The 19,083-nt window shown below is 68.9% G+C and carries 18 protein-coding genes and 2 pseudogenes; 11 read left to right on the top strand and 9 right to left on the bottom strand.

Annotated features, from left to right (window positions below; genetic code table 11):
* Window positions 1–4 precede the first annotated feature (4 nt).
* Genes AB0F03_RS35705 through AB0F03_RS35695 form a run of 3 tightly spaced genes read right to left on the bottom strand, consistent with a single transcriptional unit; the run spans window position 5 to window position 4,274 of the window.
* Window positions 5–1,762 (bottom strand): glycosyltransferase family 39 protein, encoded by a 1,758-nt coding sequence (locus tag AB0F03_RS35705; RefSeq protein ID WP_362000101.1) that lies wholly within the window; start codon window positions 1,760–1,762, stop codon window positions 5–7.
* Entirely contained in the window at window positions 1,759–2,760 is a 1,002-nt protein-coding gene (locus AB0F03_RS35700) for a glycosyl hydrolase (protein ID WP_362000099.1), read from the bottom strand. The genes AB0F03_RS35705 and AB0F03_RS35700 overlap by 4 nt, the downstream gene beginning before the upstream one ends.
* Window positions 2,757–4,274 (bottom strand): glycosyltransferase family 2 protein, encoded by a 1,518-nt coding sequence (locus AB0F03_RS35695; protein ID WP_362000096.1) that lies wholly within the window; start codon window positions 4,272–4,274, stop codon window positions 2,757–2,759. Before AB0F03_RS35695 ends, AB0F03_RS35700 begins: the two co-directional genes overlap by 4 nt.
* A gap of 619 nt (window positions 4,275–4,893) precedes the next feature.
* On the opposite strand from AB0F03_RS35695, the gene AB0F03_RS35690 reads away from it, so the two are divergent.
* Entirely contained in the window at window positions 4,894–5,085 is a 192-nt protein-coding gene (locus AB0F03_RS35690) for a hypothetical protein (RefSeq protein ID WP_362000093.1), read from the top strand.
* Window positions 5,086–5,349: 264 nt separating this feature from the next.
* Here AB0F03_RS35690 and AB0F03_RS35685 read toward each other — a convergent pair whose 3' ends face one another.
* A complete protein-coding gene (locus tag AB0F03_RS35685) occupies window positions 5,350–7,035 on the bottom strand; it encodes a ribonuclease J (RefSeq protein ID WP_362000090.1) in 1,686 nt (561 codons plus the stop codon).
* 351 nt (window positions 7,036–7,386) lie between these two features.
* Between AB0F03_RS35685 and AB0F03_RS35680 the strand changes: the two are divergent.
* Window positions 7,387–7,658, top strand: a pseudogene (locus AB0F03_RS35680) (IS630 family transposase); the annotation flags it as partial.
* A gap of 31 nt (window positions 7,659–7,689) precedes the next feature.
* Here the strand turns inward: AB0F03_RS35680 and AB0F03_RS35675 are convergent.
* The 4 genes from AB0F03_RS35675 to crcB (AB0F03_RS35660) all read right to left on the bottom strand — a co-directional run bounded on the left by AB0F03_RS35675 (window position 7,690) and on the right by crcB (AB0F03_RS35660) (window position 9,863).
* Window positions 7,690–8,274 (bottom strand): GNAT family N-acetyltransferase, encoded by a 585-nt coding sequence (locus AB0F03_RS35675; RefSeq protein WP_362000117.1) that lies wholly within the window; start codon window positions 8,272–8,274, stop codon window positions 7,690–7,692.
* 60 nt (window positions 8,275–8,334) lie between these two features.
* On the bottom strand, window positions 8,335–8,757 hold the full coding sequence (locus tag AB0F03_RS35670; RefSeq protein ID WP_362000114.1) for a hypothetical protein: 423 nt from the start codon (window positions 8,755–8,757) through the stop codon (window positions 8,335–8,337).
* 301 nt (window positions 8,758–9,058) lie between these two features.
* Complete coding sequence (gene crcB / locus AB0F03_RS35665) at window positions 9,059–9,433, bottom strand: fluoride efflux transporter CrcB (protein WP_362000088.1); 375 nt, start codon at window positions 9,431–9,433, stop codon at window positions 9,059–9,061.
* A gap of 34 nt (window positions 9,434–9,467) precedes the next feature.
* The gene (gene crcB, locus AB0F03_RS35660; RefSeq protein WP_362000085.1) at window positions 9,468–9,863 is read right to left on the bottom strand and encodes a fluoride efflux transporter CrcB; all 396 of its coding nucleotides are present in this window, start codon (window positions 9,861–9,863) and stop codon (window positions 9,468–9,470) included.
* A 247-nt stretch (window positions 9,864–10,110) separates the two neighbouring features.
* On the opposite strand from crcB (AB0F03_RS35660), the gene AB0F03_RS35655 reads away from it, so the two are divergent.
* From AB0F03_RS35655 to fmdA, 3 genes are all read left to right on the top strand, one after another.
* On the top strand, window positions 10,111–10,443 hold the full coding sequence (locus AB0F03_RS35655; protein WP_362000083.1) for a zinc ribbon domain-containing protein: 333 nt from the start codon (window positions 10,111–10,113) through the stop codon (window positions 10,441–10,443).
* A gap of 87 nt (window positions 10,444–10,530) precedes the next feature.
* Entirely contained in the window at window positions 10,531–11,175 is a 645-nt protein-coding gene (locus AB0F03_RS35650; RefSeq protein WP_362000080.1) for an AmiS/UreI family transporter, read from the top strand.
* A 28-nt stretch (window positions 11,176–11,203) separates the two neighbouring features.
* Window positions 11,204–12,454: a formamidase gene (gene fmdA, locus AB0F03_RS35645; RefSeq protein ID WP_362000079.1), complete on the top strand. Its 1,251-nt coding sequence runs from the start codon at window positions 11,204–11,206 to the stop codon at window positions 12,452–12,454.
* Between the two features lie 355 nt (window positions 12,455–12,809).
* Here the strand turns inward: fmdA and AB0F03_RS35640 are convergent, their stop codons facing one another.
* Window positions 12,810–14,501 carry an acetolactate synthase large subunit gene (locus tag AB0F03_RS35640; protein ID WP_362000076.1) on the bottom strand — a complete coding sequence of 564 codons (1,692 nt, stop codon included), beginning with the start codon at window positions 14,499–14,501 and terminating at the stop codon, window positions 12,810–12,812.
* Window positions 14,502–14,679: 178 nt separating this feature from the next.
* Here AB0F03_RS35640 and AB0F03_RS35635 point away from each other — a divergent pair.
* The 6 genes and pseudogenes from AB0F03_RS35635 to AB0F03_RS35610 form a co-directional block, all read left to right on the top strand.
* Window positions 14,680–15,057 (top strand): annotated as a pseudogene (locus tag AB0F03_RS35635) (NAD(P)H-dependent oxidoreductase); the annotation flags it as partial.
* Between the two features lie 32 nt (window positions 15,058–15,089).
* Window positions 15,090–16,361, top strand: coding sequence for a molybdopterin-dependent oxidoreductase (locus AB0F03_RS35630; protein ID WP_362000073.1), 1,272 nt, complete (start codon window positions 15,090–15,092; stop codon window positions 16,359–16,361).
* Window positions 16,358–16,861, top strand: coding sequence for a hypothetical protein (locus tag AB0F03_RS35625; RefSeq protein ID WP_362000070.1), 504 nt, complete (start codon window positions 16,358–16,360; stop codon window positions 16,859–16,861). The genes AB0F03_RS35630 and AB0F03_RS35625 overlap by 4 nt, the downstream gene beginning before the upstream one ends.
* A complete protein-coding gene (locus AB0F03_RS35620; RefSeq protein ID WP_362000067.1) occupies window positions 16,858–17,622 on the top strand; it encodes a class I SAM-dependent methyltransferase in 765 nt (254 codons plus the stop codon). Before AB0F03_RS35625 ends, AB0F03_RS35620 begins: the two co-directional genes overlap by 4 nt.
* Window positions 17,555–18,472, top strand: coding sequence for an NADP-dependent oxidoreductase (locus AB0F03_RS35615; protein WP_362000064.1), 918 nt, complete (start codon window positions 17,555–17,557; stop codon window positions 18,470–18,472). Before AB0F03_RS35620 ends, AB0F03_RS35615 begins: the two co-directional genes overlap by 68 nt.
* Window positions 18,473–18,521: 49 nt before the next feature.
* Window positions 18,522–18,749 carry a resolvase gene (locus AB0F03_RS35610; protein WP_362000061.1) on the top strand — a complete coding sequence of 76 codons (228 nt, stop codon included), beginning with the start codon at window positions 18,522–18,524 and terminating at the stop codon, window positions 18,747–18,749.
* The last annotated feature ends 334 nt before the right edge of the window (window positions 18,750–19,083 follow it).

The raw sequence follows: 19,083 nt of genomic DNA, 5'->3' as shown, positions 1-19,083 counted from the left end.
CCCGTCAGCGCGTGTGCGCGGAGGGCAGGCGCAGCCAGATCTCGAAGTGGCCCGTGCCCACGGAGGTGCGGTAGGTCAGGGCGCTGGCCAGCCGGTACCTGCCGCTGGTGCGCATCTCGCCGCGGATCAGGGTCTGGACGTCGCCCGGCTGGTCGGACCAGTCCAGCACGACGCCGTCGAACCAGCCGTCGTCGAGCGCGGCCCGGTAGCCGTCCGGACCCATGAGGTGGCGGCCCCGGCGTCCCGTGTAGTCGATGTAGTAGATCGAGGTCCACAAGGTGTAGTCGGTGAGGCCCGCGTGGCTGAGGTAGTACACGGGCGCCTCATGCGGCTGGCCCAGCCACTTCTGCCCCGGCCGCACGTTCTTCGCCAGTTCGGGCATCAGGTGGGAGCCGTCGGGCCAGACGCCGTAATTCTGGGCCGACTGCGACATGCCGAGGGTCAGGGCCAGCACTCCCACGGCGATGGCCGCCTGCGGGAACCGGAAGTGCGCCCCCATCAGACGGCTGATGCCCACGCCCGCCATCGGGGCGGCGAACAACAGGCCGTACCCGATGTGCTTGTGGAGCGAGACGCTGGTCTGGAGGTGGAGCTGGTACGCGGGAGCGAGCAGCGCGGTGCCGGCGAGTACGGCCCCCAGGGCCAGGCGCCATCCGGCCCCGGGCCCCGTCCGGGGGCCGCCCGGCACCTCGCCGAGGCGGTCGCGGCGCGTGTACAGCGCGGCGCCGAGGCAGGCCAGGACGAAGATCAGGCCACCCCACCGGAAGCAGTCCCAGGCCATGGTCGTGACCGACGTGGTGCCGTGCGCCCGTTCGGTGGTGGTGCTCCGGATCGCCTGCAAGTAGTCGGTGGTGGCCAGGCCGGCAGCGAGCAGGACCGTCACGCCGCCGGTGAACGCCGCGCCGCGCAGCAGCGCCTGACGCCTGCCCAGATGCCGGTGGGCGGCCAGTACCAGCAAGGCCGCGACGGTCGGGAGGAACAGCGCGGACGCGTACTTCACCCCGACCGCGAGGGCCGCCACCGGTGCCGCGGCCAGCGGCAGCGCCCAGTGGCCGTGGGCGACCCGGACGAGGATCCAGGTGCTCAGCGCGAGCAGGAGGATCGCCGACGCGTCGTACGTCGCGAAGTAGCCCAGGAACAGCGTCGACTGGCTGACGGCGAAGATCCCCGCCGCGCAGAGCGCGGTCCGCTCGTTGAAGAGCATGCGGGCGAAGGAGTAGAGCAGGCCGGTGGCGCCCAGCATGAAGGCCAGGCTCATCAGCCGCACCGCGGTCAGTCCCCCGGCGGAGTCCACCCAGGCGGCGAGCACGGGGTAGAGAACGGGCGAGCCGGAGAAGTAGGTGCTGAAGCCGCCGTAGTCGGGAACGCCGTGGAACAGGTGGCCGATCATGGCGTGCCCGGCGTAGATGTACAGCGCCTCGTCCTCGAAGGCGGTGTTGTGCAGACGCAGGGACAGGACCGCCTGGACCAGCAGCAGGCAGGCCAGCAGGGCGCGGCTGACCCAGGTCCGGCGGGAACCCGGCTCCGGGGACCAGCCCCGGTCGGGAACCGGCCCGAGCGCCCAGTTCGCCCGGGTGATCTCGTCGAAGGTGTACCCGGGCGCGGGCTCGGAGCCCCGGACGGGCGGCACCCGCAGCCGCAGCGTCGACTCGGGGTCGAACGCGCCGGGGTGCGCGGGCGCCGCGAGACCGGCGGGATGCGCGGCGGACGTCTCGGCGCCATGACCGGGGAAGGCGGCCACCGGGTCCTTCGCGGTCGTCACGGGCGCCTCACATCGAAGCCGAAGCGTGGGTCGGAGACACCACGGCGGAAGGCCGCCAGCGCCTCGGGGCTGCTGTCGATCCGCCGGTCGGTCTCCGTGCCCATGCCGGACCAGACGAGGCCGACCACGTCCCGGTGGGCGGTCACCCCGCGCATCAGGTCCGTGATGTCGGCGGGCTCGCGGGCACCGGCCTCCGCGGCGGTCCCGGCGATGAGCACCGGGATCCGGGTGAAGGTCCTGGCCTTCTCGATGGTGGGGGCGAAGAGGGTGCCGAACGTGTGGGGCCCGTTCCTGGTGTAGTACCCGACAAGGCCCAGCCAGTCGGCGTAGGCGTCACCCGGGTAGTACGCCCTCAGGCGCGCCGACGGGGTCGGGGCGGCCACCGTGGGGCTCCAGACCCAGATCACGTTGGACACCCCCGTGTCCTGGAAGAGGTCGTGGAGGTGCCGCCACGCGCCGACGAACTCCTCGGGGGCGGCCTCGCGGGCGCCCCACGGGTACCGGCCGCCGTTCATCTGGGGGGCGAACCCGATGGCGACCGGCACGTTGAGGTCGCGGACGGTCTCCGCGGTGCGCCGGATGTAGGCGTCGGCACGGCCTCCGGCGATGTCACGGAGCGTCGGCCTCCAGGGCTCCCAGGCGATGTACGGCAGCATCCTGCGATGCCAGACCGCCAGGGTCCGGGCCGTCGGGAAGCCGTCGCCCCAGGCGAGGCGGTAGGAGAGCAGGTTGGGCGCCTTGCCGGCCTCACCGGCCCAGGCGTCGAGGGCGCCCCCTGGAGCGGTCCCCCCGGCGAAGGCGGCACCGAGGTACTTGCGGTGGTGCTCGGGCCGGATCATCCAGGTGACGTCGAACGGCAGGTACGGCGCGGTCCTGGCGACGGGCCCCTGTCCGCCCGCGCCGATCGGCGCCGTCCGGCTCGGGGCGCAACCCGCTGCCGAGGAGGCCGCGGCGGCGAGCGCCGCGCGCAACGCGGTCCTGCGCCCGACGGCGGTCACGCGCCCTCCCCTCCGGCCGCGACGGGAAGACCGGCCGCACCGGCGGGCTCCTCGGGGCGGGGCAGGACGAGGAGGCGGAGCACGGCCGCCGCGTAGAAGAGGCCGGAGCCGAGCGGCAGGGCGAAGTCCTCCGGCACCATCGTGTCCATCCGCCACACGGCGGCACCGATCCAGAGCGCGGTGACGGGTACGGTCCAGGCCCAGATCCCGATCCACAGGCGCCGGGTGTTGCTCCTCCGCGCGCCTCCGGCCCCGGTGGGCTGCCAGCCCATGGCCCGCCGGCGCAGCACGTCCCAGACGGCGAAGACGTGCGACCAGCTGTAGAGGACGCGGGTCGCCCACGCCTCCAGGCGGTACGGGTTGCGGTGCCACAGCGGGTAGATGACGACGAGGTAGACCATGCCGGGCAGCAGCAGCCACATGTCCGTGGACTTGACCTGCTCGGGGAAGAACAGCAGCAGCACGCAGACGATCAGCGGGCCGCTGAAGATCATCAGGGCTGACTCGATGTAGTAGACGAACCCGGAGACGTAGCAGAGGCGGCTGGCGAAGCGCATCCTGACCCGCCAGAAGTTCTCCAGGCTGCCCAGCATGCTCATGGAGGCCATGCACCAGCGGTACTGCTGGCTGTAGTAGGCGCCTATGGTGTCCGGGCACAGACCGGTGGCGAGCGCGAGAGGCACGTACCGCAGGTCCCAGCCGCGTGCTCGCAGATCGAATCCGGTGTGCATGTCCTCGGAGTGCTCGATCAGGCTGGTCCCGCCGACCTCCGCGAGCGCGGTGCGCCGGTAGACGGCGCAGGAGCCGACACAGATGGAGCCGTCGCTGCGCTGCCGGGAGACCTGGACCGACCGGTAGAACAGCTCCTGGACGGCTCCGGCGCCGCGCTCGATCCAGTTCTGCTGGTCCAGGATGCGGAAGAACTGGGGTGACTGCACGATCCCGGCGTTCGGGTCGGCGTCCATGTACGGCAGCAGCTCGTCGAGGAGATCGGCCCGGGGGGCGAAATCGGCGTCCAGGATGAGGATGAACTCGCCGTCGGAGTGCTCGAAGCCGTAGCGCAGATTGCCCGCCTTCTTGAACCAGCCGCGGTTGGGCCGCACGAGACAGCGGAAGCCGAAATCGTCCGCCATGGCGGCGACCTCCGGGCTGTCGGAGTCGTCGAGGACGAGAGGGGTGACCCGTCCGGGGTAGGTCTCGGCCAGCCGCTGGAGATGCGTCCAGGTGTTGTGCAGCACCGCGATCGGCTCGCCGCACACCGGGAGGAAGACGTCGACCGACGGATACTCCCGCGGTGACCAGGAGCGCACCAGTGCGCGATGGGCTTCGGGATCGAAGTCGGGAGTGAAGAGGTCCAGCCTGAGCGCTATCAGGAAGCCGAGCGCGGACAGCAGCAGCACCGGGGAGAAGACCCAGATCCACGGCCCGTGCCGGGCCGAGTCGACCTGACTGTAGAAGACGCAGACGAACCCGGCGAACGACGTGAGACTCAGCAGCCAGGTGCGGCGCACCACGTAGGAGTACTTCTCCCGGTCGTCGGGAGGAGTCGGGAGCAGTCCCTGGGGAGCCGCCGCGCGCGTCGGCCGGCTCGCCGTGGGGCGCCGACGGGCGGGGCGGGAGCCGGTCGCGGGCCCCCTCCGGTCGCGCGCTCCCCGGGGAGGCCGTGGGGACCCGGTGGAAAGCCGTGCGGACCCGGTGGGAACAAGAACACGCTGGGCAGCCATGACGTCGGGCTCCAGGGGGGCGGCTGGTGAGAACGCTGTCCGAGGCGCCGACGCGGGTGAGCGGCCCCGCTCGGTCGGCAGCACGACGGTCAGGTTAGGCATCCGCGCGGTGAGGCGCGCCCGCACCGGCGTAAGAGGGGCTGTAGGGACACGAACCCTGCACCAAGGAACGGCACGGCGACGCGGGCGCCCGTGACGGCGTCCAGCGCGGTGCCGCGCGCTCGAGGGCACCGCCGCGGTCCGTTGGGGCAGGGGATGGACACGGGCCTTTGCGTACTCGCAGTAACAAGATCATCATCCGGGTCGAACGTCTCAGGCGACCAGTTCAGCCACCCCTCCCTTCCGCAAGGCGGTCCCGTGCCCGCACCCGTGGCGCGCCGAGATCCCGCCATGTCCGTCAGGAGCCTTCATGCAGTCACCGAACCCGCCCGCCGTCTCCGTCGACCAAGCACGTCAGGACTACGAGGCCCATCGGCGGTACTGCCGCCAGTGCGCGCTGAACGGCTCCCCGTGCCCGGCGGCGAAACATCTGAGACGCGTGCACAACAACGCCACCCGGGCGACCCGGTCCGGCCAGGGCGGCCGTACGACGTCCTGGTGAGCCGAGTCGCACCCGGCCCTCGCCCACGCACGGCATCCCCGCGTCCCCGATCTCGCACACGGCGCCGCCCGCACCGCAGCATCGCATCCGTCGTCACGGCAGCGTGGCCGGACGTGTGGGCCTCGGGCGGACGAGCCGAGCCGGTGACGAGCGGTCTCCGCAGGCCGGTGGGCCCCTCCTCGGGTGGGTCGCTGACCGCCGTGCCCGGCCTCGATGCCCGCGGGAGCGGGACCGGGGCCGGGGGCCGTGCTGCCGGGCTGTCGCTCAGGCGTCGATGATGACGGGGATGACGAGCGGCTTGCGGCGGTGGGTGCGGAACGCCCAGTTGGCCACGGCGCGGGCGAGGAGCTGTTCGAGTTGGCGCGCGTCCCCGACGCCTTCCTCGGCCGCGGTGGCCAGGGTCTTCTCGATGACGGGGATGACCGGCTCGAAGGTGGTGTCGTCGTGGACGAAGCCGCGGGCCAGGAAGTCGGGGGCCTCGGCGAGGGCGCCGGTGTCCGCGTCGACGATCGCCACCACCGTGAGCACGCCTTCGGCGGCGAGGGTGAGGCGGTCCTTGAGGGACGCTTCGGTGGCGCCGCCGACTTCCATGCCGTCCACGTAGACGTTGCCGGCCGGGACCTTGCCGGTGATGGACGCGCGGCCGTCGACCAGGTCCACGACGACGCCGTCCTCGGCGATGACCACCCGGTCCGGGTCGACACCGGTACGGATGGCGAGGTCACCGTTGGCCCGCAGATGGCGCCATTCGCCGTGCACGGGCATGACGTTGCGGGGTTTGACGATGTTGTAGCAGTAGACGAGTTCGCCGGCGCTGGCGTGCCCGGAGACGTGCACCTTGGCGTTGCCCTTGTGGACCACGTGAGCGCCCCACCGGGTGAGTCCGTTGATCACCCGGTAGATGGCGTTCTCGTTGCCGGGGATGAGAGAGCTGGCGAGCAGGACGGTGTCGCCCTTGCCGATGCGGATCATGTGGTCGCGGTTGGCCATCCGGGACAGCGCGGCCATCGGTTCGCCCTGGGAGCCGGTGCAGACCAGAGTGATCTTGTGATCCGGGAGCTTCTCCAGCTCCTTCGTGCTCACGATCAGACCGGACGGGACCTTCAGATAGCCCAGGTCACGGGCGATGCCCATGTTGCGGACCATCGACCGGCCGACGAAGGCGACCTTGCGGCCGTGCTGGTGAGCGGCGTCCAGGACCTGCTGGATGCGGTGCACATGGCTGGCGAAGCTGGAGACGATGACCCGGCGCGGCGCGGTGCGCATCACCTGCTCGATCGCCGGATTCAGCTCACGCTCGGACGTGGTGAAGCCGGGCACTTCCGCGTTGGTGGAGTCGGTGAGGAACAGGTCCACGCCCTCCTCACCGAGGCGGGCGAAAGCGCGCAGATCGGTGATGCGGTCGTCGAGAGGGAACTGGTCCATCTTGAAGTCACCGGTGTGCAGCACCATCCCGGCGCGTGTACGGATCGCGACCGCGAGGCTGTCGGGGATGGAGTGGTTGACCGCCACGAACTCGCAGTCGAAGGGTCCGAAGCCGCGCCGGTCGCCCTCCCGCACCCGCACCGTGCGCGGCCGGATGCCGTGTTCCTTGAGCTTGGCCTCCAGGAACGCCAGCGTCAGCTTGGAGCCGACGACGGGAATGTCGGACCGCTCGCGCAGCAGGTACGGCACGCCACCGATGTGGTCCTCGTGGCCGTGGGTGAGTACCACAGCCACGATGTCGTCCAGCCGGTCCCGGATCGACGTGAAGTCCGGCAGGATCACATCGACGCCGGGCTGGGTCTCCTCGGGAAACAGCACGCCGCAGTCGACGATGAGGAGCTTGCCCGCGTGCTCGAAGACGGTCATGTTGCGGCCGATCTCACCCAGGCCGCCCAGGGCGATGACCCGCAGCCCTCCTTCGGGAAGGGGTGGGGCGGCTTTCAGGTCGGGGTGCGGATGACTCATACCTTGACGGTACCCGGAGAGTGGGGCGGGATGATCCACCGCCTGTGATGTTCGATGCCATCGCCCGGCTGCGTGAAGGTCGGCAGGGCAGGCCGCGGTGAACCGAGCGGTGATGAGGTGGCAGCAGAGTGTCGACGAGGCCGCTGAGGGCCGATGCCGAGCCGGGCGCGGTTCCGGTCGCGGAGGTCGGCGGCCCCACCGAGCCGGACGAAGCCGCGGGAGTCGAGCGCCGTCGAGCAACGCGGGGCAACCGAGCTTGAAAGTGCAAAGACGCGGCAACCTGCGCCTTGCCGCTGAGATCCGCGGTCGGCACAGCTGGGTCGTCGCGCTTCGTGGACAGGCCGCGCGGACATTCGCCGCTGGGCGAAGAAGAACAAGGTCGAGCTGTGCTTCTCCCCGACCTACGCCTCATGGGGAAACCCGATCGAGGCCCACTTCGGCCCGCTGCGGCAGTTCACCCTGGCCAACTCCCACCACCGCAGCCACCCCGCGCAGACCCGGACCCTGCATGCATCCTTGCGATGGCGCAACGCCAATGCCCGCCACCCCGACATACTTGCCGCCCAACGCAAGGAACGCGCCCGCACCCGAAGCGAGAAGGGCGCCGTTGGGGCGGACGCCCGCTTCGGTCCGTGGCCCGACTACCCGGAACAGTCAGATGTCGCCCTGGACCAGGGCGTGCAAATGCTGGTCGTGCCACCCGTCCTCATGCAGCAGCGCGCTCCGCATCGTGCCTTCGACGGAGAAGCCGGCCTTGGCCGCTACTCGGCACGATGCCGGGTTGGCCATCGAGTGGCACAGCCGGAGCCGGTGCAGTCCAAGGTCGTCAAAGGCCCACTGACTGAGACGCTTCGTGGCCTCGACCGTGACGCCGCGGCCGCGTCCCGCGGGCAGGACCCAGTAGAGGATTTCGGCGCTGCCACCGGCGAGATCGATGTCACCCAAGCCGATCAAGCCCACGGCCTGGCCGCTGTCGGGCTGGGCGATGGCCCAGATCGCGCTCTGCTCGTTCCGCCAGCGCTCGTGCATACGCTCGATACGCTTGCCTGCTTCCGCAGGCGACGCCACGACCAGTAGATTCCACTGGCGAATTTCCGGATCCCGACCAGCAGCTACCAAGGTGTCGGCGTCGCCGGCGCACCAGGGGCGCAGCTCCGCACCGCTGGGGAGGGCGAGCACGGGTTGTTCCCGCTTGGCCATGTGACCTGGAGGAACGACGGGCGGTATGGGTGAGGTGATCACCGCGGCAGCGTGCCACAGCCCGACATCGGACTTCCGGCCGAGTCTGGAAGGCAAAGCTCAGAGTTTGCCGCCGATCTCGCACGCCTGGCACGGCGGTCGGCCGCAGATGCACTGTATGACGGCGTCGAGGACGTCGAGGTCGTGGTAGAGGCACTTGTCCCGGCAGGTGTGGCGCGGAATGAAACCCGCGGGGATTTCGCCGGGCCAGGGTTCGTGGCCGTCCCGGCAGCGGGCGAACCGCTCGGGATCGGTGGAGTGCAGGTCATGCATCTTCGACCGCGCCTCGTCCTCCAACTGCCGCACGCGCTCCGCCAGACCCTTGAGCTCGGCGGCGATGTCGGAGTAGTGGCCGGTACCGGTCCTCACGTGTGCGGCCCGCAGCGCCATCGCGGCGTTGCCCAGGAACCTGCCGGCATCCTGAAGATCGGTCACGTGATGCATTTGGATGCCATTCACGCCTCGTACCCATACGGCGTCCATGCTGCTCACTGATCCACCTTTCCGGCGTACACCTTGGTCGTGTGCAAGACAGTATGCGCGACGCCGGTGCCTGCGCATAAGGAAAAGTCAAACTATTCAAGGACGCTAAAGGGCCCCGATGTGCCCGTCCAGTGTTTTTGGGGTGAATCGGCTCACAGGCGACGAGTCGTCCGGTGGTTATGCGGTGCAGCGAAGATCGATGCCCATTTCCGGGGGGCTGCGTGAACCTTCGGCGGATTTCCGTCCGGTCGGAGACGCCGGTGATGTTCGTCAGCCGGTGACCGTGCGGGAGCGAGCGCTGCTATCCGAACACGGCCTGTGCGAGTGCCAGTCCGATGAACACGGCCCCGAGTCCGGCGATGACCGAGACGACCACGTTGACCGCCGCGAGGAATCGCAGACCAGCCTTGGCCAGACTCAAGGTCTCGTAGGAGAACGTGGAGTAGGTGGTCAGGGCTCCGCAAAAGCCGGTGCCCAGCAGGAGTTGCACATCCCGCGAGGCGGCTCCGCTCAGGCTCGCTCCCGTCAGCACGCCCAGGATCACCGATCCGGTGACGTTGGCGGCGAAGGTGCCCCACGGAAAGCCTGTGCCGTGACGGCGCTGGACCGCCCGGTCGATGAGGTACCGCAACGGGGCGCCGACGGCACCGCCGAGTGCGACGAGCAGGAACCTCATGGAAGTGCGGTCTTCCGACCGGCCGAACCGAGTCTCATGTCGATCCCCTCACCGGCCGGCCGACCCGGCGGCCGACGAGGACACCGACCGTGACGGCGGCCATCGCCGCGCCCACGGTCAGCGCCAGGTATGCGAGGGCGATGCCTGCCATGCCCTCCCGCACCAGGCGCTCGATGTCGGCGCAGTACGTGGAGAAGGTCGTGAAGCCGCCGAGCACCCCCGTGCCGAAGAACGGTCGCAGCAACCGGTGCGCAGCCCAGATCTGGGTGACCAGCATCATGAAGACGCCGATGATCAGGCATCCCACCGTGTTCACGCACAGTGTGGTCCAGGGGAACATCGCCGCGCCTGTAGGCCAGAGCAACGCCGCCGCGTACCGCGCGCTGGCGCCTGCCGCCCCGCCCACGGCGATGACGGTGAGCACCTGCACGTGTTGACGCCACGTGTCCTTGGGTAGATCGGTCTCTCCCACGGCTCCGCTCCCCTCACCAGTGACCGACTGCTTGAGTCCAGGGGGAGTCCCCGAGTCCTGGCCGAGTCGCCGGGTCTTGGCCCGGACGTTTCAGCAAGGCGACGGACGCGGCTCGAATGCCTCGCCACGGCCGCAGAACCCTCAGTTTATCGGCTGAAGTTTCCGCAACGCGCGTGCGACCTCCGACGACTCTCATCCACTTGACATGGGGATTTTGGAGACGTCTCCTGGAAGGGGTGAAGAGTGTCGGAGGCTGCTGATGGCAACCTATGAATATCGATGCGGTCACTGCGGAACTTTCGAGGTGAAGTTGCCGATCGGTACGGCCCCCAAAGCCTGGGACTGCCCTGCCTGCGCGGGCGCCGCAAGCCGTGTTTACTCCGCGCCGGGCCTGGCGCGGACCTCGAGTGCGGCAGCTGCTCTCCATACCCGGGAGGAGCAGTCCCGGGAGGCGCCGGAAGTGGTCTCCGAAGTGCCGCCCGGCAGGACGGCGCGCAGGCAACCGCATCCCGCACTCTCCCGGTTGCCGCGTCTGTGAAGGCGGTGGTCGACACAACAGACCGTCTCATGCGTCGACATCCGAACACGCACGTCCTCCCCATGCGGACTTAGGAGGTGCGTCCCGGTGGCAAACGCGGGATTGCTCTTCGTCGGTGCGGTGCTCTTCATGAACGGGCTGGTCCTCCTCTATAAGGTGGATGCCCGGTCAGGAGGGGTGTTCAACCTTTTCATCGGTGCACTCCAGGTGATCACGCCGACGTATCTCATCTTCACTGCCGACAATGACCCCGTAAAGATCTTGGCGGCATCCGGAATCTATCTTTTCGGCTTCACGTATCTCTACGTCGGTATCTGCCTCCTCACCGGCATCGAAACCGACGGTGTCGGCTATTATTCACTCTTCGTGGCAGTCGCCGCCCTGGGATATTCGTTCGCCAATTTCCACCTTTTGAAGGACTACCCATTCGGAGTGATCTGGCTCTACTGGGCATTCCTTTGGTTCCTGTTCTTCCTGCTGCTCGGCCTCCGGCAGGACAGGCTCCGGCCCTACGTCGGCTGGGTCACAGCGATCGAAGGATGGGTCACCGGCGTGATACCCGCCGGCCTGCTGCTCTCCGGATACTGGAAACACCCCGACGAGACCGCCATCGCGCTGGGTGCCTTCGCCGTTGTGGTGTTCGGGGCGCTATGGCCGCTCACCCGGGCATCGCGGGCGCGGGTCGCCACAACGCCCACCACCCCGATGGACACCCCGGACGCATCCACGTGACCGGATCAGAACCAGCGAGGAAGCTGTCATGCCCGAAGTGATCTTCAAAGTGGACCAGAACAAGTCCATGCGCGAGCAAGACGTCCCCGGACACAACAGGTGGCACCCGGACATCCCCACGGCTGCCATGGTGAAGCCGGGGTCGGAGTTCCGCGTGGAATGCCGAGACTGGACCGACTGCCAGATAGGCGACAACGACTCGGCCAACGACGTACGTGACATCGACCTGACCATCCCCCATATGCTCAGCGGTCCGATCGGCGTGGAGGGCGCCGAACCGGGTGACCTGCTCGTCGTCGACATCCTCGACCTCGGCCCCGTGCCCCAGCAGACCGGCGACGCGGCGGGACAGGGCTGGGGCTACACGGGCATCTTCGCCAAGGCCAACGGCGGAGGTTTCCTGACGGACTACTTCCCGGACGCCTACAAGGCGGTATGGGACTTCCATGGCCAGCAGGCCGTCTCCCGTCACCTCCCCGGCATCCGGTTCACCGGAATCACCCACCCCGGGCTCTTCGGAACCGCCCCGTCGGCCGAGATGCTGGCCCGCTGGAATGCTCGCGAGAAGGCTCTGATCGAGACCGACCCGAACCGGGTCCCGCCACTCGCCGTACCGCCGGACGGCAGCAACGCGCTGGCCGGCACGGCCACCGGGGACCTCGCGCAGCGCATCGGCGAGGAAGGCGCCCGCACGGTGCCGGCCCGTGAGAACGGGGGCAACCACGACATCAAGAACTTCACCCGGGGCTCGAGGGTCTTCTACCCCGTGTACGTCGAGGACGCCAAGCTCTCCGGCGGCGATCTGCACTTCAGCCAGGGTGACGGGGAGATCACCTTCTGCGGCGCGATCGAGATGGGCGGCTTCATCGACTTCCACGTCGACCTGATCAAGGGCGGCATGGAAAAGTACGGCATCTCCACCAACCCGGTGTTCGTTCCGGGCAACGTGGAGCCCAGGTACACGGAGTTCCTCACCTTCATCGGAATCTCCGTCGACCACGACACCGACACGAACTACTACCTGGACGCGACGCTGGCGTACCGCAGGGCCTGCCTCAACGCCGTCGAATACTTCAAGAGGTTCGGCTACAGCGGTGAGCAGGCTTACCTGCTGATCGGCTCCGCCCCCATAGAGGGACGTATCAGCGGCATCGTCGACATCCCCAACGCCTGCTGCTCGCTGTACATCCCCACCGCCATCTTCGATTTCGACATCCGGCCGAGCGACGCCGGCCCCATGAGGGCCGAGCGCGGGAAGTGTGCGGTCTCCACGGCGTGACCGGCACCGACAATCGCGAAGGCAGGTCGGTCAGGGGCGCTGCGGCGGGCGCCCCTGACCGGCTTCGCAGGCACCGCCAGAACACGCCGACCGTTTCCGCACGGTCCACCGTGAAAGCCCATGGCGGACCAGCCGCGCGCTCAACAGCTCTACACGGAACTGGAACCGCCCATGACCCACATCTCTCGCGTGAGCAGTCTCGCACTGCGCAAGCGCCCATAGTGCCGGGATTCAGGAAGTGCTGACGCCCCGGCTGGTGGATGACTGACCTCTGCAGGGTTTGTACAGGGCGGACAACCGAAAGCGGTCCTCAGAAAGACGAAGACCGCGACCTCCGGGTTCCGGGCCCGTCAGTTCAGAACGGGCCGTGGAGACTGCCCAGTCCGTCGGTCAGGCGCAGGTTCTCGGAGTAGTCGACGGGGCAGGCGATCACGGAGACGGAGTCGTCGTCGAGGGCGCGGCGCAGTGTGGGCAGCAGTTGGTCGGCGGTCTCGATCCGGTAGCCGCGTGCGCCGAAGCTTTCGGCGTAGGCGACCAGGTCCGGGTTGGTGAACCGGGTGTGGCTGTGGCGGCCGAGTTCGAGTTCCATCTTCCAGGTGATCAGGCCGTATTCCTCGTCCACCAGGACCAGGACGACCAGCGGCACGCGTTCACGGACGGCCGTCTCCAGTTCCTGGGAGTTCATAAGGAACGAGCCGTCCCCCATCATCGCCAGGACGTGCCGGTCCGGCCGGGCCAGCTTGGCGGCGATGGCACCCGGCAGTGCGAACCCCATCGTGGACAGGCCGTTGGAGACCAGGCAGGTGTCCGGTTCGTAGGTGGGGTAGAGACGGGACATCCACATCTTTCCGGCGCCGGTGTCGGCGAGCACGATGTCGTGACGGTCCAGCGAGGTGCGCACATCGGTCACGACGCGCTGAGGCACCAGGGGAAACGCGTCGTTGTCACGTCCGTACTGCAGCTCTTCGTCGAGCAGGGTGCGGATCTTCTCGCTGCTTCCCGAATCGTAGGTGAGTCCCTCGGGCAGTGCCGCCGCGAGCGCGTCCAGCGCCTGTGAGAGGTCACTTTCGACACCCACGGTGACCGGGTAGTGGGCGTCCACCTCGGCGGGGAAGCGGTGGACGTGAACGATCCGCTTGTCGCCGTTCGGGTTGATCTTGACCGGGTCGAACTCCTGGATCTCGTAGCCCACGCAGAGCAGCACATCGGCCGCGTCGAAGCCGAAGTTGCCGTAGTCGTGGCGCATGAAGCCGACCGCGCCGAGGGCGTTCGGATGGTCGTCGGGAAAGACGCCCTTGCCGTGGAAGGTGGTCGCGACCGGGATGTTCAGCCGTTCGGCGAACCGCACCAGGGCGGCCGAGGCCCCGGCTCGGGCGGCGCCATGGCCTGCCAGCACGACCGGGTGCCGTGCGGCCGAAAGCACTTCGGCCGCCCGTGCGATCTGGGAGGGTGACGGCGCGTCGGCCCGCACCGTATCGATCTGCAGGGGCGCCAGCGGCCCGGCGGGACGCTCCGCTTCGACGTCCTCCGGGACCGCGAGGAACACGGCGCCTGGCCGTTCGCTCTGCGCCGTCTTGAACGCCTTGCGTGTCATCTCCGGCACCGCGTCCGGACACTCGACGCGGGCCGACCACTGGGTGACCGGAGCGAACATCGACACCAGGTCGATGACCTGGTGCGACTCCTTGTGGACGCGGCGCAGGGAGCCCTGGGCGGCCAGGGCCACCAGCGGCGCACTGTTCGTCGTGGCGTCCGCGGTGCCGAGCAGCAGATTGATCGCGCCAGGCCCCAGCGTGGCCGAACACACACCGGCCCGGCCGGTCAGCCGCCCGTAGATCTCCGCCATGAACGAGGCGGCCTGTTCGTGACGCACCAGGACGTACCGGATCCCGGATCCGTCCAGCGCGTCGACGAAACGGATGTTCTCCTCGCCTGGGATGCCGAAGACGTACTCCACGCCCTCGGCCCGCAGACAACGCACCAACAGATGCGCGACGTCATCTACTGCTGCCGTGTTCTGCGACTCGCTCGCGTCTTCGGTGCCCATGAGACGAACGTAGGCACGGCCACCGGACCCGGCCACTCGTCGGCAGCCGGCCGAGGGGCGCGGCACGCCGGAACCGTTCGGAGGTGTCGCGGTGGCGGCTGCCGCGGTCGACAGGCAGGCTGGGCGCAGTGGACGAGTCGCCGCGCACCGCGTGGCGGCAGGGCTCCGGGAGGACTGCGTGACTACTTCGTCGCCCGCTACCGACGCGCCGCCGGCTCGGTACGACGACCTGCGTGCTCTGGTGTTCAACTGCACCTTGAAGCGCTCGCCGGAGACGAGCAACACCGAGGGGCTGATCGACCGGAGCAACGCCATCCTGGACGCGCAGGGCGTGCACGTCGACGTCGTACGGGCGGTGGATCATGACATCGCCACCGGGGTCTGGCCCGACATGCGGGAGCACGGCTGGGAGACGGACGCCTGGCCCGACCTGTACCGGCAGGTCCTGGCGGCCGACATCCTCGTGCTGGCCGGCCCGATCTGGCTGGGCGACAACAGCTCGGTGATGAAGCGGGTGATCGAACGACTTTACGCCTGCTCCAGCCTGCTCAACGAAGCACCCGTACGGCGGCGCGGCGCGTCAGCCAGATGCCCCCGCCCCCGGGGCCGTTCCGCCCCGGCTTCTGGCGCAGTCCGATCCGTGGGCCCTGGCTGACCTCGGCATTCGGCCTGGTCCTCCTGATCGGCATTCCGCTGCTGTTCATTACCGGGCTGCTCTCCTACGCCGCCTACAACCCCGACTTGAGCCCCCTCAACGACGAGACCCCCGACAAGGGCGTCCTGGGCTTCTACCTCTTCAGCTGGCCCACACATCCCTACTGGCTCTACCGGCTGCTCCAGGGCGTGCACGTGACGCTGGGCGTGGTCCTCGTCCCGGTGCTGCTGGCCAAGCTGTGGTCAGTGATCCCGAAGCTGTTCGACTGGCTGCCGGTACGCTCCCTCGCCCACAGCTTGGAGCGGCTGTCCCTGCTGATGCTGGTCGGCGGCGTCATCTTCGAATTCGTCACCGGCATCCTCAACATCCAGCTCTACTACGTCTTCCCGGGCTCGTTCTACCGCCTGCACTTCTACGGCGCCTGGGTGTTCATCGCCGCCTTCGTCGTCCACGTGTGCCTCAGACTCGGCCGGATGACCCGGGCACTGCGCTCGCGCAGCCTGAGGAACGAACTGCGCACCGACCTGGCCCACACCGTGCCCGAACCCCCCGACCCCGACGGCCTGGTGGCGGTCGCCCCCGCCTCGCCGACGATGACCCGCCGCGGCGCACTCGGCATGGTGGGAGCGGGATCGCTGCTCCTTCTCATCGTGACCGCCGGACAGAGCATCGGCGGGTGGCTGCGCGGCACAGCACTGCTCGCACCGCACAACCGAGATCCGGGCAGCGGCCCGAACAGCTTCCAGATCAACAAGACGGCGGCGAAGGTCGGCGTCACCCCGGCCCTGATCGGCCCCAGCTGGCGGCTGGAGGTGCACGGACGCGGAGCGCCGCAGGTCTACACACGCGAGCAACTTCTGACGATGCCGCAGTACGCCGCCGCTCTGCCGATCGCCTGCGTGGAGGGCTGGTCCACCGACGACCAGAACTGGAGCGGTCTCCGGCTGGCCGACCTCGCCGCCCTGGCCGGCCTGCCCGACGCCGCAAGCGTCCTGGTCGAATCCATCCAACCGCCCGGCCCGTTCACCAAGGTGGTGCTGCGGGGCAACCAGATCCGCGACCCCCGAGCGCTGCTCGCGCTCCGCGTCAACGGCGCGGACCTCTCGCTCGATCACGGATACCCGGCCCGCGTCATCGTCCCGGCCAACCCCGGCGTGAACAACACCAAGTGGGTGCACCGGCTCACGTTCAGGGCGCGACCATGACACGATTCGTCCGATGGTACGGCTCAGGTCCCCTACATCTGCTGGTCCTGATCGCCTCGTTCGCCCTCACCGCCTACGCCATGGTGCGCCTTTTCGCGGTTCGGCCGCTGGAGGTGGTGATCTGGTTCGTCGGCGCGGCCGTCCTCCATGACCTCATCCTGCTGCCCCTGTACTCGCTGGCCGACCTGTCCGCCCTCTCTGTACTGCGTCATCGCACCGCCGACGGACCGGCAGTGCCGTGGATCAACTACCTGCGCGTCCCCGCCTTCCTCTCGGGCCTGCTCCTGCTGGTCTGGTTCCCTCTCGTCTTCCGGCTCGCCGTCCCCTACCCCGGTGACACCGGGCTCTCCGACCGCGTCTACCTCGGCCGATGGCTGGCGATCACCGGCGTGCTCTTCGCCGCCTCCGCAGTGGCCTTCGCGATCAGACTTCGCCGCGCCCGGCGGGCCGGCCGCGGCGACGAGGGCCTGCCCGCCACAAGTCATGGCGCCACACCGTGACCGCCGACGAGGACAAGCTGTACGGCACCGAACAGGACCCCTACGCACGGGCCCTGCGACCCGGCCGCGGACCTGTATATCTGCGGCTGGTCGACGGGCGCCGGATCCGGATGCCTGTGCACCGCTGGCACGAGCAGCCCACAGCAGCCGACACGACCGTGCTGGAACGCTGCGTCGGCCCAGTCCTGGATGTCGGCTGCGGACCGGGTCGGATGTGCAGAGAGCTGCTGAGCCGGGGAGTCTTTGCTCTCGGGGTCGACATCGCACCTCACGCGGTCGCACTCACCACCGTCCAGGGCGGGCTTGCACTGTGCCGGTCGGTCTTCGCCCGTCTGCCGGCCGAGAGCGGCTGGCAGACGGTTCTGCTCATCGACGGCAACATCGGCATCGGAGGCGACCCTCACAGCCTGCTGCGCCGCTGTGGTGGACTCATGGCCCCGGCGGGACGCCTTGTCATCGAGGTCGATCCCGATGACGTCGAGGAGCTGTGCACGGCGCGGTTCGAGGACCCCCAGGGCCACAGCGGTCCGCCTTTCCCCTGGGCACGGCTGGGACGACGCGCGCTCCACAAGGTCGCCGAGGACCTCGCCCTCAGCATCACCGACCAGTGGACGAGCGGACACCGCTGTTTCCTCACCCTGGCTCATCGGAGATCTCAACCCACAACGACGTACGAGGAAGGGGACAATCTCAATGAAAGCCATCGTGGTAACCAACCAGGCCGCGGGAACAGCCGGGATGACGCTGACGGACCGGCCTGAGCCGTCCGCAGCGATCAACGACGTCATCGTTCAGATCCATGCATCGGGCTTCGTCCCGACCGAGATGGAGTGGCCGTCGACCTGGACCGATCGCGCCGGCCGTGACAGGACACCGTCGATCCCCGGCCACGAGCTGGCCGGGACGGTCAGTGCCCTCGGTTACGGCACGACGGGGCTGTCGGTCGGGCAGCGCGTGTTCGGCCTCGCCGACTGGCACCGTGACGGCACCCTGGCGGAGTACGTGGCGATCGAAGCACGCAACCTCGCACCGCTGCCCGGCGACGTCGACTTCACAGTAGCCGCGTCCCTGCCGATCTCAGGTCTGACCGCGTGGCAGGGGCTGTTCCAGCACGGCCGCCTTCAGGCCGGCCAGACCGTCCTCGCCCATGGCGCGGCCGGGGCAGTCGGGACGATGGTCACCCAGCTCGCACGTGAGGCCGGCGCCTACGTCATCGGCACCGGACGCGCCGCCGACCGTGAGAAGGCAATCGACTTCGGCGCGCATGAGTTCGTCGACCTCGAGAACGACGCGCTGAAGGACGTCGGCGGCGTCGATCTGGTCTTCGATGTCATCGGTGGCGACCTTCAGAAGCGGTCCGCTGCCCTGATCAGGGCCGGAGGGACGCTGGTGTCCATCGTCGGCCCGGTCGAGGCGCGACCCGCCGACGGCCTGGCGGTGGACTTCGTTGTCGAGGCCGATCGTGCCGACCTGGGTGAGATCGTGCAGCGGGTGCGGGACGGACGGCTGCGGACGAACATGGGTGACGTCGCGAGCTTCGATGGTGCCGTTGATGCCCTCAACCCGACCACGCGACGCAGTGGGAAGACAGTCATCCGCGTACGCTCGTAGGAAGTGACGGCCACAGTTCGACTGGCCGGTCATCCTCACGGTGTACGAGATGAAGCGGCTCGGCCGCGACGCCGCCGAACTCACCGCACTCGCCGACCACCTCGCCGGCCCTCTCGCGGGAACGTACGGCCCCAGCGGGCACGGCAAGCTGCTGTCCGCATTCTTCGTGGAGGTGGCGGAGACCGGGCGGGAGAACGTCCGCGAGTCGACCCCGGAAGGGCTCGACACCGCCGCCCGCAAGGGCAAGCCCGGCGGCCGACCGTCATCACGGCGATGAGGCGTGCGTCGTGGAGCTGTGCAACCACGTGCCGGTGAGACAGCCCAGACCCAGTACCGGTTCGACTGGCTCCTTGGGAGCCCCGGGTACGAAAGGGCGGCGGGCCAGGCAACCTGTCGACGCCTGCTGGGAGAGCCACCAACTCGTTGTCGGATACGGGGAGCTGCAGCACGACCAGCCGATTTTTACACTTCGGCGAACCGGACCGGCTCGCCGTCAGCGGTGTCCACCGCCCAGTAAGAGGTCATCTCATTTGGTGAGTCTGCGGTAGCAGATGAGGGTGCATGCGAGGCTCGTGAAGGCGAGGAAGTGCTCAGCCTTGCGCTCGTAGCGA

This window comes from Streptomyces sp. NPDC028722 (assembly GCF_040637655.1).
Classification (GTDB): domain Bacteria; phylum Actinomycetota; class Actinomycetes; order Streptomycetales; family Streptomycetaceae; genus Streptomyces.
The sequence above is the reverse complement of the archived record's forward strand: the minus strand, read 5'-3'. Positions and strand labels throughout refer to the sequence as shown.